Origin of the sequence: Streptomyces sp. NPDC050546 (assembly GCF_044457425.1) — a bacterium.
GTDB lineage: Bacteria > Actinomycetota > Actinomycetes > Streptomycetales > Streptomycetaceae > Streptomyces.
The window spans coordinates 154,057-173,182 of sequence record NZ_JBITGX010000005.1 but is presented as its reverse complement, the minus strand read 5'-3'; the positions used below and the strand labels follow the sequence as shown (position 1 = coordinate 173,182).

The window sequence follows — 19,126 nt, the reverse complement described above, 5'->3', positions numbered from 1 at the left end:
AGACTCCTCAACCCGGCAGGGCCAGGATCCGGCCGCTCGGCATATTCATCCGCAGCGTAGCCCGACGAAGGGGCGGGGGCGGGGCGTTGTCGAATATCCGCTGATCAGCGCGGTGCCGATTGCGGCCGAGGACGTCAGCCCGGCGAGGCCAGGGACCGATCCCGCACCCGCTCGAGATGTCCCGCGAACACCTCGCGCGCGTCCGGCGTCAGGGTCCGCAGGGCCACCAGCGCCGTGATCACCACGTCGCACAGTTCCGACTGGACGTCGTCCCAGTCGTGGGTCATGCCCTTGCGCGGGTTCTGGCCGGTCGCGCCGATGACCGCCTCGGCGACCTCGCCGACCTCCTCGGACAGCTTCAGGACGCGCAGGAGCAAGCCCTCGCGGCCCTCGACCGGGCGAGTGGAGTCGAGCCACTGTGTCAGGGTGTCGACGGTGGTCCACAGGTCGGGCCCGGGCGGATTCTGGTCGCTCATGGGCGCAGCCTGGCACGAGGGTCTGACAACGCCCCCGGCAGCCGCCGCTACTCCAGGTACTCCCCCGGCAGCCGCCGCTACTCCAGGTACTCCTCCTCGAACAGAGCCTCCTGCTCGCCCTCCCTCGCCTTCCGCAGCCGACTGGTGCGAGCCCCCACGACCAGCACGGTCCCGGCCGCCGTCGCGGCGAACGCCGCCGGAATCATCCAGCCGCGGTTCACCGCGTGCCCGAGCAGCTGGTCCAGGGAGAGCCGCCCCGGGCCGGTGACGGCCAGGCCGGCGGCCGTCAGGCCCAGCGTCGCCGCGTACTCGTAGCCGCCGCCCTGGTTGAAGAACCCGTTCGGCGTGTGCACCGCTGCCGCTCCCGCCATCGCGCCGGCCGCCGCCGCACCGGCCGCAGGAGTGGCCAGGCCCAGGGCCAGCAGGGTGCCGCCGCCGGTCTCCGCGAGTCCGGCCGCCGTCGCGCTCACCTTGCCCGGGACGTAGCCGACGGACTCCATGAACTGCCCGGTGCCCTCGATGCCGCCCCCGCCGAACCAGCCGAACAGCTTCTGCGTGCCGTGGGCGGCCAGCACACCGCCCGTCCCCAGCCGGAGCAGCAGCAGGCCCAGATCACGTCGGTGGTAACGCCTCACGTCGTCTCCCGGAGCAGACAGCAGGAACAGCGGAGCACTCCTCCGTTTCCACCGTCGCACCGCCGGCCCGCCGCGACACCCGGCGGAGCCGCCCGGGACGCCGTTCGGGTGGCACGGGTGGCGTGGTCCGCCGGCCGGTACGAGGCTGACTGGCATGACGATTCAGACCACGCGCCTCAGTGACCCGGCCGTCCGTGCCTTCGTGACCGCCGTGAACAACCACGACCGCGAGGGCTTCATGGAGCTCCTCGCGCCGGGCGCGACCATGGCGGACGACGGCTCCGACCGCGACCTCGCCGACTGGGTGGACCGGGAGATCTTCTTCTCGCACGGCCATATGCAGGTCGACAGCGAGTCCAACGACGGCCGTTCCCTGGTCGCCCACTACAACAACGACACCTGGGGCGAGATGCGCACCCGGTGGAGCTTCACGGTCGACGACGACGGCAGGATCTCCCGCTTCGAGACCGGACAGGCCTGAAAGACCCTGTCCCGGGGCCTTGCCTTCGCGTGGGCTCCAACTCATAGCGTCCCCGGGCATGGACACCACACGCACACTGGGACGCAGCGGCATCGACGTGAGCGCTCTGGGCTTCGGCTGCTGGGCGATCGGCGGGGAGTGGCAGAGGCCCGAAGGGGAGCCGCTCGGCTGGGGCAAGGTCGACGACGAGGAGTCGGTACGGGCGGTGCGGCGCGCCCTCGACCTGGGCGTCACCTTCTTCGACACCGCCGACAACTACGGCACCGGGCACAGCGAACGGGTGCTGGGCCGGGCCCTGGGCAAGCGCAGGGCCGACGTGGTCGTCGCCACCAAGTGGGGCTACCTCTTCGACGAGCGGACGCGCACCGCCGACGGCCAGGACGACTCCCCGGCCCATATGCGCCGCGCGCTGACCGCGTCCCTGCGCCGCCTCGACACGGACCATGTGGACCTGTACCAGTTCCACATCGGGGACGCCGAACCCGAGCAGGCCGCCCGGCTCCGCGACACCTGCGAGGAACTGGTGCGCGAAGGGCTGATCCGCGCCTACGCCTGGAGCACCGACGATCCGGCCCGCGCCGCCGTGTTCGCCGAGGGCCCGCACTGCGCCGCCGTCCAGCACGCCCTCAACGTCCTCCAGGACGCGCCCGGCATGCTCCGGCTGTGCGAGGAGGCGGGCCTGGCGAGCATCAACCGCAGTCCGCTCGCCATGGGGCTGCTCACCGGGAAGCGCCGGGCCCACCAGCCGCTGAAGAGCGGGGACATCCGCAGCAGGCCCCCGGCCTGGCTCCAGGGCTTCGGTGACGGATCGGGCGCCGACCCCGAGTGGCTCGCCCGTGTCGAGGCCGTCCGCTCCGTCCTCACCAGCGAGGGCCGGACCCTCGCCCAGGGCGCCCTGGCCTGGCTGTGGGCCCGCAGCCCCGCCACCGTCCCCATCCCCGGCTTCCGCTCGGTCGCGCAGGCGGAGGAGAACGCGGGCGCGCTGGCGAAGGGAGCACTGACCGGCGGGCAACTGGCCGAGATCGACCGGTTGCTCGGGCGGTGATCACCGTTGAACTGTGCGGCAGTCGTTCCACGTACCGGTGCGTACCCCGCGGTCCCACGCGGGGTCCACCCCCACCCGGTGCCGTGGAACGACTGCCGCCCCCCCTGGATGTGGTCTACGGGTGGTCTACGGAAGCTCTCTGCTCCAAGTGTGAAGCTTTGGTGTAGGAGAGTTGAGCATAAGCGGCCGACCGGCCGCAATAGTGCGGACGTTGCGATTCCGGTTGTGCAGGTTGACGAGTTGACGACCGCAGGACCGGCGCTCAGCCGCGCCCGACGTACGGCATCGCCGTAGCGAGTACGGTCGCGAACTGCACGTTCGCCTCCAGCGGCAGCTCCGCCATGTGCCGCACCGTGCGGGCCACGTCGGCGACGTCCATCACCGGCTCCGGCGCGACCTCACCGTTCGCCTGCAGCGCTCCCGTCTGCATACGGGACGTCATGTCGGTCGCCGCGTTGCCGATGTCGATCTGCCCCACCGCGATCCCGTACGGCCGCCCGTCCAGCGACAGCGCCTTGGTGAGGCCCGTCAGCGCGTGCTTCGTCGCCGTGTAGGCCACCGAGTGCGGCCGGGGCGCGTGCGCCGAGATGGACCCGTTGTTGATGATCCGCCCGCCCCGCGGGTCCTGCTCCTTCATCTGCCGGTACGCCGCCTGCGCGCACAGGAACGCCCCGTTGAGGTTGGTGTCCACCACGTGCCGCCACGCGTCGTAGGGCAGCTCCTCGACCGGCACGCCGCCGGGTCCGAACGTGCCCGCGTTGTTGAACAGCAGGTCGACCCGCCCGAAGCGCCCGGCGGTGGCCTCGAAGAGGGCAACCACCTCCTCGGGGCGTGAGACGTCCGTCCGTACGGTGAGAGCCGCGCCCTCCGGCGCGAGTGCCGCCGTCTCCTCCAGCGTCTCCACGCGCCTGCCCGCCAGCGCCACCGACCAGCCCGCGCGGAGCAGTTCCACGGCGACCGCCCGGCCGATTCCGGAACCCGCCCCGGTCACCACCGCGACTGCATTTTCCTTGGCATTCATGGGCCCGCAGCGTACGGGAGGCCCCGCCATCCGGAACTCATCCGTCCGTCACGTGCGTGCGGTGTTCACGTCGACCAGGTGTCTACCCCGGCCACTCCAATGCCCCTTGCAGCCATTCGCCAGGGGAGGACCGGATGACACCCGCAGCACGCCCGTCCCAGCACGCCCCCGAACTCCGCGCGGCCGCCCGGCACATCGGCCGACGCGGCTTCCTCACCACCACCGGGGCCGCCGCCGCGCTGGCCTTCGCGACCAATCTGCCCTCGGCCGGAGTCGCGGCCGCCGCCGAACTCGACGCCGCGCGCATCACCGAGAACCCGTTCACGCTGGGCGTCGGCTCCGGCGACCCGCTGCCCGGCTCCGTGATCCTCTGGACCCGCCTCGCACCCGCCCCGTTCCAGGCCGACAGCGGACTGCCCGCAGAACGCGTCACCGTCCAGTGGGAACTGGCCCACGACGAGCGGTTCCGCCGTATCGCCCGGCGCGGCACCGTCACCGCGCACCCCGAGTTCCACCACACCGTCCACGTGGAGGCGAGCGGCCTGGAGGCCGGCCGCGGCTACTACTACCGCTTCCGCGTCGGCCGTTGGGTCAGTCCGGCCGGCCGCACCCGCACCGCCCCGGACCCCGGCAGCCGGGTCCAGGAGCTCACCCTCGCCGCCGTCTCCTGCCAGGCCTACACCGACGGCTACTACACGCCGTACGCGCATCTCGCCGCCGACGACGTCGATCTCGTCTTCCACCTCGGCGACTACCTCTACGAGTACGCCGTCAACTCCGTCGGCGGACAGCGCAAGTACACCGACCGGGCGCTGCCCGACCTGTTCAACCGCGAGACGCTGACCCTGGACGACTACCGGCTGCGGTACGCCCTCTTCAAGTCCGACCCGGACCTGAGCGCCGCGCACGCCGCGCACCCCTTCATCGTCACCTGGGACGACCACGAGACCGAGAACAACTACGCCGACGAGATCCCCGAGAACAACGTCCCGCCGGAGGAGTTCCTGCTGCGCCGCGCCTCCGCCTACCGCGCCTACTGGGAGAACCAGCCGCTGCGGCGCCCGCAGCGCCCGGCCGGATCCGATATGCAGCTCTACCGCCGCCTGCGCTGGGGCCGGCTCGCCCAGTTCGACGTCCTCGACACCCGCCAGTACCGCTCCGACCAGGCCTACGGAGACAAGGCGCACGTGCCAGGACCCGAGTCCGACGACCCGGCGCGCACCATGACCGGGGCGACACAGGAGCGCTGGCTGCTCGACGGCTGGCGCTCCTCACGGGCGCTGTGGAATGTCGTACCGCAGCAGGTCATGTTCGCCCGGCGGCACATGGACGCCACCACCCCGTCACGGGTCTCGATGGACGCCTGGGACGGTTACAGCGCCTCCCGCCGGCGCGTCCTCGACGGCGCGAAGGCCGCCGGGGTCGACAACCTGATGGTGCTCAGCGGCGACGTGCACTCCGCGTACGCCTTCGACATCAAGGACGACTTCGACGCCCCGTCCTCCGCGACCCTCGGTACGGAGATCGTGGCGACGTCGATCTCCAGCGGCGGGGACGGCGCCGACAAGCCCCCGACCTGGGACACCTACATGGGCGCCAACCCGCACCTGAAGTTCTTCAACGGACGGCGCGGCTATGTGACGGTCGCGCTGGGGCAGGAGTCCGCGCGGGCCGACTTCAAGACCGTGCCGTACGTGACCACGCAGGGGGCGCCGGTCACGACGGCCGCGTCCTTCGTCACGGAGGTGGGGGAGCAGGGGCTCAAGCCGGTGTGAGGCGCGGCTCGCCCGTCTCGTCGGGGGACTCGCCCGTCTCCCCTGGGTAGCGGACGCCGACGCGGTCCCGGATCGTGTCGAGCGTCCGCATCACGGCGAGCGTGCCGTCGAGCGGGACGAGCGGCGACTCGGTCTCGCCGGCGCGCACGGCGCGCATCACCTCGGCGGCCTCGTGACGCAGGCTGTTGCGCGGCCCGTCCGCCGGATCGGCCGTGAACTCCTCGGCGTCACGGCCGTCCCGGTGCAGCACGAAACGGTCCGGGAAGAAGAACCCGTCCGGGATGTCGATACGGCCCGCCGAGCCCGTGACCGAGGCGGAGGTGGCCGTACCGCCCACGATGGAACAGTGCACCGAGCCGAGAGCGCCGCTCTCCCAGGACAGCAGGGCTCCCGTCTGGAGATCGACGCCCTCCTCCGAGAGCACCGCCCGCGCGGCGATGTCCGACGGCTCCCCGAGCAGCAGCTGCGCGAACGACACCGGGTACACGCCGAGATCGAGCAGCGCGCCCCCGCCCAGCTCCGGGTTCCGCAGCCGGTGCGAGGGCGGAAAGGGACCGGCCAGCCCGAAATCGGCCTGCACACTGCGCACTTCGCCGATCGCACCGTCGTCCACCAGTGACTTCAGCCGCCGCACCAGCGGATTGCAGTACATCCACATCGCCTCCATCAGGAAGCGCCCGTGCTCCCGCGCCAGCGCGACGAGTTCCGCCGCCTCGCGCACGTTCAGCGTGAACGGCTTCTCGCACAGCACGTTCCGCCCGGCCGCCAGACACAGACCGGCGGCGGCCCGGTGCGCCGTGTGCGGCGTGGCCACGTAGACGACATCGATGTCCTCGTCCCGCGCGAGCGCGTTCCAGTCGCCGTACGCCCGGGGTATCCCGAACCGCTCCGCGAACGCCTTCGCCGACTCCTCGGACCGCGACGCCACCGCCACGACCTCCGCGTCCGGCAGGTCGATCAGATCCGCCGTGAAAGCGGCCGCGATCCCACCGGTCGCCAGGACGCCCCACCGCACCGTGTCCGCCGTCATACCGCGCCGCCTTCGCCTTGTGACCCCGAGCAGTCCGTACGAGCTGAGAGCATAGGGGGCGATCGAATCGAACAGGGAGGGACTCATGCCCGAGGGTGGGGCGTCCATATCGAACACCGCACAGGGGGCCGCAGCAGGGACGGAGCCGCCCGACCTCACATCGCACCGCCGCACCGGGCTCCTGGTCACCTTCCTCCTCGGCAGCCTGACGGCCGTACCGCCGCTGGCGATGGACATGTACCTCCCGTCGCTGCCGGAGGTCACCCGCTCCCTGCACGCGCCCGCCGCGACGGTCCAGCTCACGCTCACCGCCTGCCTGGCCGGCATGGCGCTCGGCCAGCTCGTCGTCGGGCCGATGAGCGACCGCTGGGGCCGCCGCCGCCCGCTGCTCGCCGGGCTCGCCGTCTTCGTCGTCGCCACCGTCCTGTGCGCGCTCGCCCCCACCGTCGAGCTCCTGGTCGCCTTCCGGCTGGCCCAGGGCCTCGCGGGCGCCGCCGCGATCGTCATCGCCCGGGCCGTCGTCCGCGACCTCTACGACGGCATGGCCATGGCCCGCTTCTTCTCCACCCTCATGCTGATCTCCGGAGTCGCCCCGATCGTGGCGCCGCTGATCGGCGGACAGGTCCTGCGCGTCACGGACTGGCGGGGCGTCTTCGTCGTCCTCACCGTCATCGGCATCGCGATCGGCGTCCTGGTCTGGACGAAGCTGCCCGAGACCCTGGCGCCCGCCGAGCGTCACAGCGGCGGTGTGGGCGAGGCCCTGCGCGCGATGCGGGGCCTGCTCGCCGACCGGTCCTTCGCCGGCTACACCCTCACCGGCGGCTTCGCCTTCGCCTCGCTCTTCGCCTACATCTCGGCGTCCCCGTTCGTCATCCAGGAGATCTACGGCGCCTCCCCGCAGACGTTCAGCCTGCTGTTCGGCGTCAACTCCGTCGGTCTTGTCCTCGTCGGCCAGATCAACGGCAAGATCCTGGTCGGCCGGGTCAGCCTGGACCGGGTGCTGGGGATCGGCCTGACCATCGTCATCACCGCCGCGACCGCGCTGCTGCTGATGTCCACGGGCGTGTTCGGCGAGGTCGGTCTCGCGCCCGTCGCCGCCGCGCTCTTCGTGCTGATGTCCGCGATGGGCATCACGCTGCCCAACACCCAGGCCCTCGCGCTGATGCGCACCAAGCACAACGCGGGCTCCGCGAGCGCCCTGCTCGGCACCTCGTCGTTCCTCATCGGCGCGATCGCCTCCCCGCTCGTCGGCGTCGCCGGCGAGGACACCGCCGTCCCGATGGCCGTCGTCCAACTGGCCGCCGCACTGGTGGCAGTGGCCTGCTTCGTGGGAATGTGCCGACCCTGGAGGACCTCGAAGACTTCGGAGACCCCGAAGACTTCCGAGACCTCGGAGACGGAGAGCAGGACCGCGAGCGCGGAGGGAGCGGACAGCTGAGCGCACCGAGACTGCGCGACGGCACGCCGGAACGGGCCGGACTCGACCCCGCGGAACTGCGCCGGCTCGTCCGGGAGGTCCACGTCCTCACCACCGGGCAGCGCCCCTGGGCACCGGGCGCGGTCCTGGTCGTCGGGCGCGGCCCAGTGATCGCGGTGGAGGAGGCGGCGGGCTGGGCAGTGCGCTACTCGGGCTACGACGAGGACGCCGACGCCGGTGTGGAGCTGCCCGCCGAGGACCGGGTCCCGATGACCGTCGGCACACCCTTCGACCTGGCGTCCCTCACGAAACTGTTCACGTCCGTGGCCGCCGTCCAGCAGATCGAGCGCGGGACGCTGGGCATCGACGCGAAGGTGGGTGCGTATCTGCCCGACTTCACGGGGGCGGCCCGGCGCGGCGTCACCGTACGGCAGCTGCTCACCCACACGTCCGGGCTGCGGCCCGAACTCCCGCTGTACGACTGCGCCGACGCCGCGCACCGGCTGGCGATGCTCCAGGCGGAGCAGCCGGTCGGCGTGCCCGGCACGTACTGCTACTCCGACCTGAACATGCTCCTCCTCCAGTACGTCCTGGAACGCGTCACCGGCCGTACCCTCGACGTCCTCGTCCGCGACGGCGTCACCCGGCCGCTGGGCATGACGGCGACGGAGTTCGGGCCGTGCCCCGGGGCGGCGGCGACGGAGGACCAGCGGCGGCCGTGGGCCAAGGCGGACCGGGGGATGCTGCGGGGCGAGGTCCACGACGAGAACGCCTGGGCGCTGGGCGGCGTGGCGGGCCACGCGGGCCTGTTCTCCACGGGCCGGGACCTCGCGGTGTTCTGCCGCACCCTGCTGGCCGGCGGCTCCCACGGCCCCGCCCGGATCCTCGGCCCCGACTTCGTCGAGCTCCTCTTCACCCCGCCCGGCCTCGGCTTCTCCCTGGACCAGCCGTGGTTCATGGGCGACCTGGCAGGCCGGGGCGCGGCGGGCCACACGGGCTTCACCGGCACGTCCCTGGTCCTCGACCCGGCGACGGACACGTTCCTGATCCTCCTGACGAACGCGGTCCATCCGCGCCGCCGCCGTCCGGACAGCGCACCCAGGGCGGCGGCGGGGACCCGGGTGGCACGAGCGGTGCGGGGAATCTGAGAGCACCGCTCTCTCCCCACCGCTCGGGCCCCTCGTAGAATCGCCGGGTGAACGCCCCCGCAGCCCCGGCCGCCGAAATCCTCCGTACCGCTCTCGCCGGTCTGCTCGACGGGCTGCCGCCCCGGCAGGCCTCCCGTGCGGTCGAGCGGCTGATCGCCAGTTATCGCGGGGCCACGCCCACCGACGCTCCCATCCTCCGGGACCGGGCCGATGTGGCCGCCTACGCGGCCTACCGGATGCCCGCGACCTTCGAGGCGGTGCGGTCGGCGCTGGACGCGTTCGCGGACGCCGTGCCCGAGTGGGCGCCCGAGGGCCATCTGGACGTCGGCGGAGGTACCGGCGCCGCGGCCTGGGCCGTGACCGCGACCTGGGACGGGGAGCGGCCCGTCACCGTGCTCGACTGGGCCGAGCCCGCGCTGGCCCTGGGCCGGGAGATCGCCGCGGCCAACCCGGCCCTGCGCGACGTACGGTGGCAGCGCTCCCGGATCGGAGCGGCGCTCACCCTGGAGAGCACTGATCTCGTCACGGTCTCCTACGTCCTCAACGAGCTGACCGCCCCCGACCGCACCGCCCTCGTCGACGCCGCCGCGGCCGCCGCACAGGCCGTCGTGATCGTCGAACCCGGCACCCCCGACGGCTACGCCCGTGTCATCGAGGCCCGTGACCGGCTGATCGCCGCCGGCTTCCGCATCGCCGCCCCCTGCCCGCACAGCGCGGCCTGCCCCATCGCCCCAGGCACGGACTGGTGCCACTTCTCCGCGCGGGTCAGCCGTTCCTCCCTGCACCGCCAGGTCAAGGGCGGCTCCCTCCCCTACGAGGACGAGAAGTTCAGCTACGTTGCCGCGGCCCGCTTCCCCGTCGAACCGGCCCCCGCACGCGTCGTACGCAAGCCCCAGATCCGCAAGGGCCAGGTCCTCCTCGACCTCTGCGAGACCGAACCGTCCCTGAACCGCACCACCGTCACCAAGCGCCACGGCGACCTGTACAAGGCCGCACGCGACGCGGACTGGGGCGACGCCTGGCCGCCCGCACCCTGATCACCGGCCTCCTTCCGGGTACGCCTAAGATCAACTCGCGCCTCTGGGCGTGAGCATGACGTACCACACAACGGGAGGAACCTTTGAAGAAGCTTCTGATCGCCCCGGTGGCGGTCGCGGCCCTGGCCCTGGCCGGGCTCGTGCCGAGCGCCTCCGGCACGGCGACCGTACAGAGCGACGACATGACCACCGTCGCGGCCTCGGCGAAGTGCAAGAGCCTGACTGCGCTGTCGAACGTCAACGTCCGCAAGTCGGCCACCACCAAGTCGACCATCCTGCGCCTCTGGTACAAGGGCACCAAGGGCTGTGACATCAAGGGCGTCGACGGCGGCTCGTACAAGAACGCCTGCGGGATCAAGAGCTACCACTACTGGCGCAAGGTCAACTACCGCGGCACCGTGGGCTACGTGCCCAACGTCTGCGTGAAGTACTCCTGACCGACCCAGCGGAACAACGCCTCCTCCGCCGACGCCCGGTCGGCGGGGGACAGGTTCGCGATGTCGACGCCGTGATTGCCGCCCGGCACCCACAGGAGCCGCGAGTCGGCACCCCCGGGCCGGAAGTGCTCGGCCACGGCCGGGTCCTGGGCGCCGTTGACGAACAGCAGCCGGCTGCCGCGGCGGCGGACCCAGCGGTCGATGTCCGGCATGGCGGCCGTGTCGAAGACCATGGGGATGTCCCGGGGGACGAAGTTGCGCGCCGCGATGCCGCCCGGGTGACGCAGCAGGTCCGCCACGTGGGCGGTGGGGACGTCGCCGTACCCCAACTGCGTGCCGATCTGGTACCAGTACGGGATGTACCGCCGGGCCGCGGTGTCGGCGTACAGGGAAAGCCCCGCCCAGTTGTCCAGCCACGCGTACAGCTCGTCGGTCGTCGCCTCCGGGCCGGGGATCGTGGCGACATCGGGCGGCGACGCGCGCTGCCAGAACATGAACAGCACCCGCAGCACGGCGATTTCGAACGCCTTGTCGGCGCTGCCGATGATCCGGAAGGTGTCGCCGGTGCTGGAGGCCCAGGCCTCGTAGCGGGCGACCAGCTCGCCCCGGTGCTCCAGCATCCTGCGCTGGGCGGCCTTGACGGCCTCGCGGCCGGAGGCGGAGCCCACCGTCTCGAGGAAGCGCAGACAGGCGGAGTCCTCGCGGTCGTCGACGTTGTTCGGGGCCGAGTAGACCACCGTGCCGTCCACGTCACCGGGGTGGAAGCGGCGGTGGTAGACGCTCGTCATGCCGCCCTTGCTGCTGCCGGTGGAGAGCCATGCGCCGGGGTAGACCCGGCGGAGGAGACGGACGACGCGGTGATGGTCGTCGGCGGCCTGGCGGACGGTGAGGTGGGTGTAGCCGGGATCCGCCGGGCGTGAGTCGCCGAAGTACCGGTGCTCCACCTGGAGTTGGTTGGCGCCCAGCAGCGCCGCCGGTTCGCTCCGCCGGGGGGTGAGGACCGCGTGGTAGCCGGTGCTGAACAGCACCGTGGGCCGGTCGGCGCCGGTGTGGAGCAGGGTGAGGCGCTGCTCGAAGGTGCCGGCCGCGGGGTCGGTGTGGTCCACCGGCTGGCGCAGGCTCAGGACGAAGTGCCGGTACCCCGGTTCGGCGTCCTGCCGCTCCTCGATCAGCCGCAGTCCGGGCAGCGCCCGCAGGGTGTCCGCGATGTCGGCGTCCCCGGGTCGGGGTCGTCCGTCCGCTGCCCGAGCCGGTCCGGCCGCCGTGACGGCGAGGCCCGCGGCCGAGACCGCGCTGACCGTCGAGGCCGCAGAGGTGAGCAGCCGTCGTCTCGTCCACACGCGCATCGTGTTTCCTCCCGGGTGTCCGTCGGTGGCGGTTCGGTCGCGGTGTTCACGACCGCTTCAGTGCATCCGCCGGACGTCCCGGGAGGATCCCGCGCGCGAGGGGACTCTCTCCCCCGGGCGGGGGAGGCTCACGACGACCGGTCGGTCGTACCGCCCTCCTGGCCTTCCCGCTGTTGCTGCCGCTTCTCCTGGAGCTTGCGCAGCAGCTCGCGTTTCTGGGTCTGCGGGTCGAGACCGCCGCCGATCCGGCCGTCCCGGCCGCCGCCGCGCAGCGCCTTGCGGCCGAGGTTCTTGCGCGATCCGCCGACACCCAGCATGTTTCCGGCTCCGCCTCGGGTCATGTCGGGGCTCCTCCCCTGAGTGCGATGATGTGACGAGACGTTTCGTCTCGCGCTTACCTCAACACTGTCCGGCGAGACGCACCGTCTTGTCAACCTGATAAATTCGAGCCATGAGCCCGAAGAAGCCCGCGCAGCCCGCCCCCGACTCCACCCGGCGCAGCGAGAAGTCCCGTCGCGCCATCTACGACGCCGCCCTCACACTGGTCGCCGAGGTCGGCTACCCCAAGACCACCATCGAGGGCATCGCCGCCCGGGCCGGTGTCGGCAAGCAGACGATCTACCGCTGGTGGTCCTCCAAGGCCGACGTCCTGCTGGAGGCCTTCCTCGACCTGAGCGAACAGGCGGCCCGGGACGCCGGCCCGGAGTACGAGTTCGCCATCCCGGACACCGGCGACCTCGCCGCCGACCTCAAGGCCGTCCTGCGCCTCACCGTCGACCAGCTCCGGGACCCCCGCTTCGAGGGCCCGTCGCGCGCCCTGGCCGCCGAGGGAGTGGTCGATGAGCAATTGGGTCGCGTCATGGTGGGCAAGCTCCTCGAACCGTCGCTCCAGATGTACGCCGACCGGGTGCGCTCCGCGCAGGAGGGCGGCCAGGTCCGCCCGGACGTCGACCCGCGCATCGCCCTCGAACTCTGGGTCTCCCCCCTCGCCCAGCGCTGGCTCCAGTACACCGGCCCGATCTCCTACGAGTACACCGACACCCTCGTCGACTACGCCCTTCACGGCCTCGCGCCCCGCTGAAGGGCCCTCCGGGCGTCCCGCTGGGCGTCGTCCCGGGCCTCCCGGACCTGCCAGGCCTCCCGCTCGGCGATGCGTGCCAGCCGCCCCGGCGCGTCCGTGATCACCCCGGTGCACCCCAGCGCCAGCACCCGGTCCCGCTGCGCGTCCGTCACCACCGTGTGCGCCCACACCCGCGCGATCCCCGAGTTCACCGCCCGCACCAGGTCCGCGTCGCGCGCCCGGTGGTCCACGTCCAGCAGATCGACGTACGACCGCCAGCGCTCCGGGCGGTCCGTGCGCAGTTGCCGCGCCGAGCGCCACACCTGTGTGAGCAGGCCGAGGCGGTGGGCGCGCCGGGCCACCCCGGGGTCGTTGGAGTTCACGAAGACCGAGCGGGTCAGGCCGCGGGCCCGGATCAGGCCGGCCAGCCGGTCCAGGCCCCGCGGATCCTTCGCCTCCAGCATCAGCACGATCCGCCCGCCGAAACGGTCCAGGACCTCCGCCACCGTCGGCGGCCGCTCCGACCGCCAGCTCCCGGGCAGCACGTCCCTCGGGCGCAGCCGTACGCCCTGCCACTCCCGGGTGTCCAGGCCGCGCACCGCGCCGCCCAGGTAGGTGGTGCGGTTCAGGGTCTCGTCGTGGAACACCACCGGCGTGCCGTCGCGCAGCAGCCGGGTGTCGAAGTCCAGCACCTGCGCCGTACCGCGCCGGTAGGCGGTCATCAGCCCCGCCATGCTGTTCTCGGGGACCTCGTGGGCGCCGCCGCGGTGCGCGACGTACGTGATCCGGGGGAGTGCCGCCACCGTCAGCGGGCCGGTGCCCCACTCCAGCGGCATCGGGGCGGTGCCGTGCCCCGCGAGGGTCAGCGCGGCCACGGAAGCCGCGGTGGCCAGGCCCGTCAGCGCGATCGTTGTGACCATGGCGATACGGTAGGTCGCCATATCGGTTCAAAGTGCGCAATGACACCGATCTCGGTGCGGCATATGCCTCGCTCGCCCCACCGGTACCCGTCTCATAGCTCCTGCCCCGGATGTGGGCACTGGCCCCCCGGTGCGCGGGAAGATGGGACCATAGGGCATGCTGTTCCGCACGACGGCGAGGCGAGGGGATAGATGAGCGCGGAGTTCGGCGGCCGGACCGGTCTGCAGGGCAAACTCACCCAGTGGCTGCGCGCCGGGCGCCGGCCGAAGGAGACCGCCGGTGACGGCGGCCGTGAGGCCCTGCTGCTCGCCGCCGCCGGCGCGGGACTGCCCCTGGCGCCCGCCGCCCACCCGGCCGGCTACCGCTGCTCCTGCGACCGCGTCGGCTGTCCCACCCCGGCCCGGCACCCCGTGTCCTTCGCCTGGCAGACGCAGTCCACCACCGACCGCGCCCAGATCGAGCGCTGGGCCCGCCATCAGCCAGAGGCCAACTTCATCACCGCGACCGGCATGGTGCACGACGTCCTCGACGTGCCCCTGGATGCCGGTCGCGACGCGTTGGAGCGGCTGCTCGCGCAGGGTGTCGAGGTCGGGCCGGTCGCCGAGAGCGACGACGGCCGCATGCTCTTCTTCACCCTCACCCGCGGGACGCCCGAGGACGAGGACGAGTGGTGGCCGTGCGAGCTGGACTGCCACCCCGAGACGGCGGACGAGCACCCTGGGCTGCGCTGGCACTGCCGGGGCTCGTACGTCCTCGTGCCGCCGGCCCGGCTGCCCGGTGACGGCCAGGCGGTGCGGTGGGTGCGCGGGCCCGAGCACGAGCTGCCGGACCCGTTGAGCCTGCTGGAGGTGCTCACCGAGGTCTGCGGCCGGTACGTCGACGCCGACTCCGCGGGATCGGCATGGCCCTCGCGGCGCTGAGGCCCTGAGCCGGCCGAGGCCCTGCGGCTACGAGCCCTCCGCCGAGGTCATGCCCTGGATCCGGCCCAGGATCGTCACCTTGCCCTGGCCCTTCGGATCCAGCGCCACCTCGTTGGAGACGAACTCCAGCGTGAGGGACTGCTTGATCTCGCCCTTCGTCAGCGCGAGCACGTCCTTGTTCGGGGTCGGGAACGTCGTGCCCGCGTAGGCCGTCTGCTTCTCGTAGTGCCGCGTGGTGAAGAACACCAGCGCGCCGCCGTCCGTCGTGCGCAGCGCCAGGGGCCCGTAGTCGCCGTTCGTCAGCGGCTCGTCGATGTACTGGGTGACCAGGCCCGGCCTCTTGGTGTTCTTCTCGCGCAGGGCACGCCACTGGCTGGTGTGCGCGCCGTCGGTGAAGGCGGCTCCGCCGTTCTTGAGATACGTCGTGTAGGTCTGGCTCAGGTCGCCGGGCTTGGCCGCCAGGCTCGTCGAGTTCACGGGGACCGACTCGGCCCAGCCGTCCGCGTCCTTCTTGAACTCCGGGACCTTGCCGGGGGCGACGAGGGTCAGATACGCGACCTGGAACGGGTCGTCGAGGCTGCTGCGGGTGAACACGAGCAGCCAGCGGGCGGTGCCGCCCTTGTTGCCGGCGGCGTCGGCGACGAACCAGCGGGGCCAGCCGGCCTTCTTCGGGATCGTGAACTTCGCGTCCGTCAGCTTCAGCGGTGTGTGGTTCGGGTTGCCGCCCGGGCTGTTCTTCTGGCCGGCCTCCAGACGGGCCGAGTCGATGTCGGCGAGGGCGCCGGTGGTGTGCTCGGCGTCCAGGGAGGCGTCGTAGGCCTTGTCGGCGTCGTTGTACGCGGTCGTGAACTCCTGGAGGGCCTTGGCGGCTTCGGCGCGGGTGGTCGACGGGAGGATCTCCCGTTCGCCGTGCACGACGACGCATCCGCCGGCCGTCAACGACAAAGCGGTCACCGAGGCCGATATGAGGGTCCTCCGGCCAAGCGTGCGGAGTGTTCGAGGGTCGCGATCCCTGATCATCGGGTGCCTTCACCTTCCCCTTTCCGGAGGCGAACCCTACCGGGTGCCTCCGGCGACCGGGGCGGGGTGGGGTGTGCGTCAGCTGTCCCGGGCCGGGGCGGTTGCCGTCCGGCGCCGGACGAGGCCCGTCGGTGCCAGGAACAGCGCCAGGGTCGGGACCAGGTACAGGAGCCACACCGTCACCTGGAGGACCGTCGGGTCGGGCTGGAAGTTGAAGACGCCCTTGAGGAGAGTGCCGTACCAGCTGTCCGGCGGGATGGTGGAGGAGATGTCGAAGGCCTTGTTCGTGAGGCCCGGCAGGAAGTCCGCCTCCTGGAGGTCGTGGAAGCCGTACGCCAGGACACCCGCGGCCACGACCACGAGCATGCCGCCGGTCCATGTGAAGAACTTCGCCAGATTGATCCGCAGCGCGCCCCGGTAGAACAGCCAGCCCAGGAGCACCGCCGTGGCAAGTCCCAGACCCACACCCACCAGTGGCCGCGGCGTGCCGTCGCTCGCCGCGTGGACCGAGGCCCAGACGAACAGGGCCGTCTCCAGGCCCTCCCGGCCCACGGCCAGGAACGCCGTGGCGACCAGCGCCCCCGTGCCCATCGCCAGCGCCGCGTCCAGCCTGCCGTGCAGCTCCGCCTTGAGATGGCGGGCGGTGCGGCGCATCCAGAACACCATCCACGTCACCAGGCAGACCGCGAGGACGGAGAGGGAGCCGCCGAGTGCTTCCTGGGCCTGGAACGTCAGTTCCTGGGAGCCGAACTCGAGCGCGCAGCCGAAGCCGAGGGCCAGGGCGACCGCGACCCCGATGCCGGTCCAGATCGGCTTCAGGGCGTCCCTGCGGTCCGTCTTGACCAGGTAGGCGATGAGGATGCAGACGACCAGGCTCGCCTCCAGGCCCTCGCGCAGACCGATCAGGTAGTTGGAGAACACGGGCTCAGGCCTCCTCGGGGAACAGCGTCCGGCCCCACCAGTCGTCCTTGTCCCGGACGCCCGGCGGGATCGCGAAGAGCGCCGAACCCACGTGCTGGATGTACTCGTTGAGCGCGTCTGTCGCCAGATTGCGCTGGATCGGGATGAAGCCCTCGCGGACGTCCCGCTGGTAGGCCAGGAAGAACAGGCCCGCGTCCAGGCGGCCCAGGCCGTCCGTGCCGTCGGTGAAGGAGTAGCCGCGGCGCAGGATCGTCGCCCCCTGGTTGGAGTCGGGGTGCGCGAGCCGGACGTGCGCGTCGGGCTTCATCGCCTTCAGGAACGGCTCGTCGCGTTCCTTCGCCTTGCCGACCGGGGCGCCCTCGCCCTTGTCGCGGCCGAAGATGTCCTCCTGCTCCTGGAGCGAGGTGCGGTCCCATGGCTCGACGTGCATACGGATGCGCCGGGCGACGAGGTAGGAGCCGCCCGCCATCCAGGCCGGGCCGCCGTCCTTCCCGGACACCCAGACGTGCTCGCGCAGGCGGGCCGTCTCCGTGCCCGCGATGTTGCGGGTGCCGTCCTTGAAGCCCATCAGGTTGCGCGGGGTCTGCGCCTCGGGCGTCGTCGACGAGGTCTTGCCGAAGCCGAGCTGCGACCAGCGGATGACCACCTTGCCCATTCCGATGCGGGCCAGGTTGCGGATCGCGTGGACCGCGACCTGTGGGTCGTCTGCGCACGCCTGGACGCACAGGTCGCCGCCGCTGCGGGTCTTGTCCAGGTTGTCGCCGGCGAACTTCGGCAGGTCCACCAGGGCTTCGGGGCGGTGGTCGGCGAGGTCGAACTTCTCGAACAGGGTCGGGCCGAAGCCGATCGTGAGCGTCAGGCGGGAGGGCTTGAGGCCCAGGGCCTCGCCCGTGTCGTCCGGGGGCGCCTCGGGCAGGCCGCCGTAGGCGCCCTCGCCCACCGGGTGTCCGGCCGTCATCCGCCGGGCAGCCTCCGTCCAGTCCTTGAGCAGTTGGACGAACCGCGGGCGGTCGTCGGTCGTCACGTCGAACGCGGCGAAGTGCAGGCGGTCCTGTACCGGGGTGGCGATGCCGGCCTGGTGCGCACCGTGGAAGGGGACCGCGGTTCCGGCGTCCGGCGGGGGGTCCTCGCCGGTACGGGCCATCGCCACCGCGCCACCCGCGGCGGCGGCGCCGAGTGCCAGGCCCGCGCCGCCCCAGCCGAGCAGGGAACGCCGGGAGGGGGAGCGTGTGTCGTTGTCCGTCATGGGCGGGTCCCCCTACTTCGCGACGGCGGCGGCGAGCTTGGACAGCGGCTCCGCCAGCGCGTTCACCGCGTCCGACAGCTCCTTGCGGTCCGCCTTGCCGACCTTGTCGTACGAGGTGAACTCGTAGGAGGTGGTGTTCGGGCGGTACTTGTCGAGCAGGGTGTTCAGCGCCGTGAACTGCTTGTCCAGTTCGGTGACGAGGGCCGCGTCGTTCTCCTTCGCGACCGGCTTCAGCAGTTCGTAGGACTGCTGCGCGCCCTCGACGTTGGCCTTGAAGTCGACCAGGTCGGTGTGCGAGTAGCGCTCCTCCTCGCCGGTGACCTTGCCGGTGGCGACCTCGTCGAGGAGTTCCTTGGCGCCGTTGGCCATGGAGGTGGGGGTGATCTCGGCCTTGCCGACCCGCTTCTGCCAGTCCTTCAGGTCCGTGATGAGCGTGCCGGCGAGTTCCTTCTCGCGGTCGCCGATCTTCTTGTCCTGCCAGAGGGCCTTCTCCAGGCGGTGCCAGCCGGTCCAGTCGGTGGCCGGGTCCTGACCGTCCTCCAGGCCGTCCTCGCGGACGTCGACCTTCGGGTCGATGTCGCCGAAGGACTCGGCGACCGGCTCGGTGCGCTCCCAGCCGATGCGGGAGGGGGCGTACGCCTTCTTCGCGGCTTCGAGGTCGCCGGCCTCGACGGCGTCGGCGAACGTCTTCGCCTTCGGCAGGGTCTCGTCCGCCTGCTGCTGCGCGTAGGCGCGGTAGGCCGCCACGGCCTTGTCCAGGCGCGGGTCGCGCTTGACGGCCTTGCCACCGGTGACCTTGACGGCCTGGCGGATGCCGTTGCCCTTCATGCCGGGCTTGCAGGCGATCTGGTAGTCGCCGGCTTTCACCTCGGCGGTGACGCGCTGCTTCGTACCCGGTCCTATGTTCTCCCGCTCGGTGACCACGCGGTCGTCGGGGAAGAGGACGTAGACCTCGGTGACCTTGGAACCCTTGTTCTCGACGGCCAGTTCGACGTGCCCGGCCGGGAACTCCTTCTTCGACACCGCGCACTTGTCGTCCGTCGCCGTGACATGGACGACGCGGTCGCCGTCCTCGGCGTTGCTCTTCTCGGTGCAGCCGGAGACGGCGGTCAGGGCCGCCGCGACGGCGATCACGAGGGAAGCGGGTCTGGCGGGTCGCATGAGGGCTCCAGGGAAGGGAAGGTGAGGCT

The 19,126-nt window shown here is 71.8% G+C and carries 19 protein-coding genes and 1 pseudogene; 9 read left to right on the top strand and 11 right to left on the bottom strand.

Annotation, left to right across the window (positions count from 1 at the left end; all coding sequences use genetic code 11):
• Positions 1–134 precede the first annotated feature (134 nt).
• Entirely contained in the window at positions 135–476 is a 342-nt protein-coding gene (locus ACIBK5_RS14550) for a MazG-like family protein (protein ID WP_399019473.1), read from the bottom strand.
• Between the two features lie 77 nt (positions 477–553).
• On the bottom strand, positions 554–1,111 hold the full coding sequence (locus tag ACIBK5_RS14545; RefSeq protein WP_399019471.1) for a DoxX family protein: 558 nt from the start codon (positions 1,109–1,111) through the stop codon (positions 554–556).
• Between the two features lie 154 nt (positions 1,112–1,265).
• On the opposite strand from ACIBK5_RS14545, the gene ACIBK5_RS14540 reads away from it, so the two are divergent.
• Together ACIBK5_RS14540 and ACIBK5_RS14535 are read left to right on the top strand one after the other, a co-directional pair.
• Entirely contained in the window at positions 1,266–1,592 is a 327-nt protein-coding gene (locus ACIBK5_RS14540; protein WP_399019469.1) for a nuclear transport factor 2 family protein, read from the top strand.
• 58 nt (positions 1,593–1,650) lie between these two features.
• Entirely contained in the window at positions 1,651–2,637 is a 987-nt protein-coding gene (locus ACIBK5_RS14535; protein WP_399019468.1) for an aldo/keto reductase, read from the top strand.
• A 262-nt stretch (positions 2,638–2,899) separates the two neighbouring features.
• On the opposite strand, the gene ACIBK5_RS14530 is transcribed toward ACIBK5_RS14535, so the two are convergent.
• Positions 2,900–3,658: an SDR family oxidoreductase gene (locus tag ACIBK5_RS14530; protein WP_399019466.1), complete on the bottom strand. Its 759-nt coding sequence runs from the start codon at positions 3,656–3,658 to the stop codon at positions 2,900–2,902.
• A 134-nt stretch (positions 3,659–3,792) separates the two neighbouring features.
• Here ACIBK5_RS14530 and ACIBK5_RS14525 point away from each other — a divergent pair, with 134 nt between their 5' ends.
• On the top strand, positions 3,793–5,433 hold the full coding sequence (locus ACIBK5_RS14525; protein WP_399019465.1) for an alkaline phosphatase D family protein: 1,641 nt from the start codon (positions 3,793–3,795) through the stop codon (positions 5,431–5,433).
• On the opposite strand, the gene ACIBK5_RS14520 is transcribed toward ACIBK5_RS14525, so the two are convergent.
• Positions 5,420–6,463, bottom strand: a complete 1,044-nt coding sequence (locus ACIBK5_RS14520; RefSeq protein ID WP_399019463.1) for a Gfo/Idh/MocA family protein — start codon at positions 6,461–6,463, stop codon at positions 5,420–5,422. The genes ACIBK5_RS14525 and ACIBK5_RS14520 overlap by 14 nt on opposite strands.
• An 85-nt stretch (positions 6,464–6,548) precedes the next feature.
• Between ACIBK5_RS14520 and ACIBK5_RS14515 the strand changes: the two genes are divergently transcribed.
• From ACIBK5_RS14515 to ACIBK5_RS14500, 4 genes are all read left to right on the top strand, one after another.
• Positions 6,549–7,901 (top strand): multidrug effflux MFS transporter, encoded by a 1,353-nt coding sequence (locus ACIBK5_RS14515; protein ID WP_399019461.1) that lies wholly within the window; start codon positions 6,549–6,551, stop codon positions 7,899–7,901.
• 11 nt (positions 7,902–7,912) lie between these two features.
• On the top strand, positions 7,913–9,028 hold the full coding sequence (locus ACIBK5_RS14510; RefSeq protein WP_399020004.1) for a serine hydrolase domain-containing protein: 1,116 nt from the start codon (positions 7,913–7,915) through the stop codon (positions 9,026–9,028).
• 47 nt (positions 9,029–9,075) lie between these two features.
• A complete protein-coding gene (locus tag ACIBK5_RS14505) occupies positions 9,076–10,065 on the top strand; it encodes a small ribosomal subunit Rsm22 family protein (RefSeq protein ID WP_399019459.1) in 990 nt (329 codons plus the stop codon).
• A gap of 83 nt (positions 10,066–10,148) precedes the next feature.
• Positions 10,149–10,502 carry a hypothetical protein gene (locus tag ACIBK5_RS14500; protein ID WP_399019458.1) on the top strand — a complete coding sequence of 118 codons (354 nt, stop codon included), beginning with the start codon at positions 10,149–10,151 and terminating at the stop codon, positions 10,500–10,502.
• Here the strand turns inward: ACIBK5_RS14500 and ACIBK5_RS14495 are convergent.
• Positions 10,469–11,848, bottom strand: coding sequence for a S28 family serine protease (locus ACIBK5_RS14495; protein ID WP_399019457.1), 1,380 nt, complete (start codon positions 11,846–11,848; stop codon positions 10,469–10,471). The two genes, ACIBK5_RS14500 and ACIBK5_RS14495, sit on opposite strands and share 34 nt — an antisense overlap.
• Positions 11,849–11,976: 128 nt before the next feature.
• Entirely contained in the window at positions 11,977–12,189 is a 213-nt protein-coding gene (locus ACIBK5_RS14490) for a DUF6243 family protein (RefSeq protein ID WP_399019455.1), read from the bottom strand.
• A 110-nt stretch (positions 12,190–12,299) separates the two neighbouring features.
• Here ACIBK5_RS14490 and ACIBK5_RS14485 point away from each other — a divergent pair, with 110 nt between their 5' ends.
• Positions 12,300–12,929, top strand: coding sequence for a TetR/AcrR family transcriptional regulator (locus ACIBK5_RS14485; RefSeq protein ID WP_399019453.1), 630 nt, complete (start codon positions 12,300–12,302; stop codon positions 12,927–12,929).
• Here the strand turns inward: ACIBK5_RS14485 and ACIBK5_RS14480 are convergent.
• Complete coding sequence (locus ACIBK5_RS14480) at positions 12,908–13,828, bottom strand: glycerophosphodiester phosphodiesterase (protein WP_399019451.1); 921 nt, start codon at positions 13,826–13,828, stop codon at positions 12,908–12,910. The two genes, ACIBK5_RS14485 and ACIBK5_RS14480, sit on opposite strands and share 22 nt — an antisense overlap.
• Positions 13,829–14,020: 192 nt before the next feature.
• On the opposite strand from ACIBK5_RS14480, the gene ACIBK5_RS14475 reads away from it, so the two are divergent.
• On the top strand, positions 14,021–14,749 hold the full coding sequence (locus tag ACIBK5_RS14475; protein WP_399019449.1) for a bifunctional DNA primase/polymerase: 729 nt from the start codon (positions 14,021–14,023) through the stop codon (positions 14,747–14,749).
• 27 nt (positions 14,750–14,776) lie between these two features.
• On the opposite strand, the gene ACIBK5_RS14470 is transcribed toward ACIBK5_RS14475, so the two are convergent.
• The 4 genes and pseudogenes from ACIBK5_RS14470 to efeO all read right to left on the bottom strand — a co-directional run bounded on the left by ACIBK5_RS14470 (position 14,777) and on the right by efeO (position 19,097).
• Entirely contained in the window at positions 14,777–15,769 is a 993-nt protein-coding gene (locus tag ACIBK5_RS14470) for a hypothetical protein (RefSeq protein WP_399019446.1), read from the bottom strand.
• Positions 15,732–16,690, bottom strand: a pseudogene (gene efeU / locus ACIBK5_RS14465) (iron uptake transporter permease EfeU); the annotation flags it as partial. The pseudogene efeU and the gene ACIBK5_RS14470, both read right to left, overlap by 38 nt.
• 4 nt (positions 16,691–16,694) lie before the next feature.
• Positions 16,695–17,936: an iron uptake transporter deferrochelatase/peroxidase subunit gene (efeB, locus tag ACIBK5_RS14460; protein WP_399019445.1), complete on the bottom strand. Its 1,242-nt coding sequence runs from the start codon at positions 17,934–17,936 to the stop codon at positions 16,695–16,697.
• 12 nt (positions 17,937–17,948) lie between these two features.
• Positions 17,949–19,097, bottom strand: a complete 1,149-nt coding sequence (efeO, locus tag ACIBK5_RS14455; RefSeq protein ID WP_399019443.1) for an iron uptake system protein EfeO — start codon at positions 19,095–19,097, stop codon at positions 17,949–17,951.
• Between the last annotated feature and the right edge of the window lie 29 nt (positions 19,098–19,126).

Excerpts from the sequence above, each read along its gene's own strand:
- ACIBK5_RS14550 (WP_399019473.1), bottom strand. The coding sequence starts at position 476 with ATGAGCGACCAGAATCCGCCCGGGCCCGACCTGTGGACCACCGTCGAC.
- ACIBK5_RS14540 (WP_399019469.1), top strand. The coding sequence starts at position 1,266 with ATGACGATTCAGACCACGCGCCTCAGTGACCCGGCCGTCCGTGCCTTC.
- ACIBK5_RS14535 (WP_399019468.1), top strand. The coding sequence starts at position 1,651 with ATGGACACCACACGCACACTGGGACGCAGCGGCATCGACGTGAGCGCT.
- ACIBK5_RS14530 (WP_399019466.1), bottom strand. The coding sequence starts at position 3,658 with ATGAATGCCAAGGAAAATGCAGTCGCGGTGGTGACCGGGGCGGGTTCC.
- ACIBK5_RS14525 (WP_399019465.1), top strand. The coding sequence starts at position 3,793 with ATGACACCCGCAGCACGCCCGTCCCAGCACGCCCCCGAACTCCGCGCG.
- ACIBK5_RS14520 (WP_399019463.1), bottom strand. The coding sequence starts at position 6,463 with ATGACGGCGGACACGGTGCGGTGGGGCGTCCTGGCGACCGGTGGGATC.
- ACIBK5_RS14515 (WP_399019461.1), top strand. The coding sequence starts at position 6,549 with ATGCCCGAGGGTGGGGCGTCCATATCGAACACCGCACAGGGGGCCGCA.
- ACIBK5_RS14495 (WP_399019457.1), bottom strand. The coding sequence starts at position 11,848 with ATGCGCGTGTGGACGAGACGACGGCTGCTCACCTCTGCGGCCTCGACG.
- ACIBK5_RS14490 (WP_399019455.1), bottom strand. The coding sequence starts at position 12,189 with ATGACCCGAGGCGGAGCCGGAAACATGCTGGGTGTCGGCGGATCGCGC.
- ACIBK5_RS14485 (WP_399019453.1), top strand. The coding sequence starts at position 12,300 with ATGAGCCCGAAGAAGCCCGCGCAGCCCGCCCCCGACTCCACCCGGCGC.
- ACIBK5_RS14480 (WP_399019451.1), bottom strand. The coding sequence starts at position 13,828 with ATGGTCACAACGATCGCGCTGACGGGCCTGGCCACCGCGGCTTCCGTG.
- ACIBK5_RS14475 (WP_399019449.1), top strand. The coding sequence starts at position 14,021 with ATGAGCGCGGAGTTCGGCGGCCGGACCGGTCTGCAGGGCAAACTCACC.
- ACIBK5_RS14470 (WP_399019446.1), bottom strand. The coding sequence starts at position 15,769 with ATGATCAGGGATCGCGACCCTCGAACACTCCGCACGCTTGGCCGGAGG.
- efeB (WP_399019445.1), bottom strand. The coding sequence starts at position 17,936 with ATGACGGACAACGACACACGCTCCCCCTCCCGGCGTTCCCTGCTCGGC.
- efeO (WP_399019443.1), bottom strand. The coding sequence starts at position 19,097 with ATGCGACCCGCCAGACCCGCTTCCCTCGTGATCGCCGTCGCGGCGGCC.